The organism is Synechococcus sp. B60.1 (assembly GCF_047462555.1).
In the GTDB taxonomy this organism is placed as follows: Bacteria; Cyanobacteriota; Cyanobacteriia; order Thermostichales; family Thermostichaceae; genus Thermostichus.
This window is the reverse complement of the sequence record NZ_JANSJN010000170.1, coordinates 1-2,615: the sequence shown is the minus strand read 5'-3', so window position 1 is coordinate 2,615 and position 2,615 is coordinate 1. Positions and strand designations below refer to the sequence as shown.

Sequence of the window (2,615 nt, the reverse complement as noted above, 5' to 3'; positions counted from 1 at the left end):
CCGCCTCGTGAGTCTTGGATGCTTCAGCTCTACTTCAGAGACCCGGTACACGGGATCGATGAAGCAACTGGGGCAGAGGAAGAGACAAAAGCTCTGCTGTCAAGCGGGTGAGGAAACCCCACCCGCCTACGCGGTGGGGTAGTTCATAAGGGGCTGCAATGAGCTGAAGATCAGAAAGAGCCAGAACAGGCTGCCCCAGTCCACCTTCCCACCTCCTCCCTTGCGTGGGATCCGCTTGCCTCAGCATTACAGCATCAAGCATAGCGAGCCTCGGTCCTGCCTCTGATGAACCTTAGGGGTCAACCTCAGAGGGAGTAAACCAGCGATCCAGAGCCTGTAGCAGATCGGGAACCGCAGTCTGCGCGATCCAAGCCTGGATGTAGGCCCGTTGCTCCGCCAAGTTCTCAAGGCGGCCCAGCTTTTGCATGGCCGCGAGGCGGCTCTCTGCCTCGGCGCGATTGGTCTGCAGATCCAGCCGTTGATCGGGGGTGAGGGGATACTCTGTCTGGGCCAACAGGTGATCGGCCACCATCAGGAACACCAGAGGCCCCGCCAGCTCCACCTGAGGCTCGGTTTCCCCCTCAACCTCGGTGGCGCCCAGAGCCCCCCAATCCTCGAGATCTTGAGCCAGATCCTGGCCCAGTTGCAGCAGCTCCTCCGTCGAGACAGCCTGCAGCGCCCTCTCGGCAACAGCCCGCAGCGGCTCTAGGGAAACCCCATGGCTGGTGGCTAGTTCGGCCAGGGCCTGTTCCCACTGGGCTCGTTGCGCCTGCAGCACCGCTTGTTCTGCAGGGGAAAAATCCAGCCGCTCCAGCAGCACCTGCAGTGTCACCGCTCCCAGCAGCAGCGGCGGAAAGCGCAACAGAGTAGAGGCGGATCCTGCCTGGTTCAGGAAAGCCTCCAAATCGGGGCCGGATCCCGCGTCCAACAAATCCTGCAGGTAGGCCAGCACCTGCGGCAGCGAGGTCAACCTCAGAATCCCTCGCACCTGCGCCCGCAACTCTGCCGGGATCCCAAGGGACTGCAACTGAGCTTCAGCTCGTCCCCGCGCTTCCGCGATCACCTCCGGCAAATCCGCCGTCGCCTGACCAGCCTGTAACAGGGCCTGGCTGGAGTCCTGCAGCAAGCTGGCCGCCTCCACAAACAGCAGCAACTGAGGGATCCGCAGCGTCGGCAAGACCATCTCAATCGGCCTCTTCGCCAAGCTGGGGATCAGCAAGGGATGGCGTTGTTGCAAACTCGGCTGAGGCCCCCTCAGGAGCGGGCTTGTGCCAGTGGAGGCCAATCAGCGCGTCGTAGACAAAGCTCCAAAACTCGCCCTTCTGCCAAATGCCCAGCGTCTGGTGGCAGTTGCGCGCATCCAACTCCGGCTTAGCCACCCAGTAGGCCGCCTGATACTTGTACCAAGGAACCGAGGGCCAGAGGTGGTGGATCAGGTGATAGTTTTGCCCCAGCAGCAGAATATTGGTCAGCCAGCCGGGGTAAACCCTGGCGTTGTACCACCGCTCCTGAGACTGAAAAGGGCGATGGGGTAGATAGTCGAAAAACAAGCCCAACAGGAAGCCCATGATAAAAGCAGGGGGCAGCCAGTAGTTCATGATGTAGTCGGTGTAGCCAAAGTGAATGGCCAGCGCAAACGTTAGGATCACCACCAGCCGACTTAGGCCCCATTCCAACAGATCCCAGCGGCCCTTGCGCCAGAGCTGCCGCTTAAAGAAAAACACCTCATGGTAGAAAAAGCGCGGTGCGATCAGCCATAGCGGGCCTCCCGTGGAAACGTAGTGATCGGGATCGTCTTCGGGATGGTTGACGTGGGCGTGGTGTTGCATGTGAACCCGCTTAAAGACAGGATAGACAAAGCCCTGCAACAAGGCAGAGCCGTGACCCAGCGCCTCGTTCAAAAAGCGGCTGCGGTGGGCAGAGCCGTGAGAGGCATCGTGGATCACCGTGCCCAAAACATAGAGGGCGACAAAGTTGAGCCAAAACACCAGCCACCTGGGCCAATGCCAAAAGGCGTACCCGCCAAAGCAAGAGGCCGAAAGCGCCACTGCTGCCAAAAACATCAGCAGGGTGGGATTCCAAAATTCTGGCGGCGGCCCCAACAGCTCGCGGGGTAACGCAAAAGGCTTGGGATCCGGTTGCGAAGTCGCAGCAGCAGTCATCGGCAGCCATCCTTAGGTATGCAAAGTGCAGACGGGGAGGATGGATCAAGGCAACAGAGCCAGGTCATCACCTCGAAAAGCAGGGGAAGAGATCGATTTGTTAACTTTCGTTAGTATACGGCAGAGAGACGCCCCCCTCGTTGAACCCGGCCGGATTTTTCTTGCCAACTCCAGTCCATCCAGGCCGGTTGCGACAGACAGGGATCCCGGCGAAGAGTAAACGGGCCCTGAAGCCAGAAAGACTACAGTGTGAGGTTTTGTTGCGGCCTCTGTTGCAATTCATGTGGGGATCCCCTTGGGAGTTGCGGAATGGGGGTAATCTAGGGTGCGGTTAACCCAAGCTGAGGAGGAAAACCATGCTGCCCGTTGTTGCGCTATTGGCCATGACTGCCCAAACCAGCCCTTGGTCTCCCCTGAGCGCGGTGATTATCCTGCTCTGCACAGGGCTGGCCT

General features: G+C 59.6%; 2 protein-coding genes. Both read right to left on the bottom strand.

The features are described 5' to 3' along the window. Positions 1-292: 292 nt before the first annotated feature. Positions 293-1,183, bottom strand: a complete 891-nt coding sequence (locus tag NW863_RS12730; protein WP_414366804.1) for a hypothetical protein — start codon at positions 1,181-1,183, stop codon at positions 293-295. Between the two features lies 1 nt (position 1,184). Further along, on the bottom strand, positions 1,185-2,162 hold the full coding sequence (locus NW863_RS12725) for a fatty acid desaturase (protein ID WP_414366803.1): 978 nt from the start codon (positions 2,160-2,162) through the stop codon (positions 1,185-1,187). Positions 2,163-2,615 lie beyond the last annotated feature (453 nt).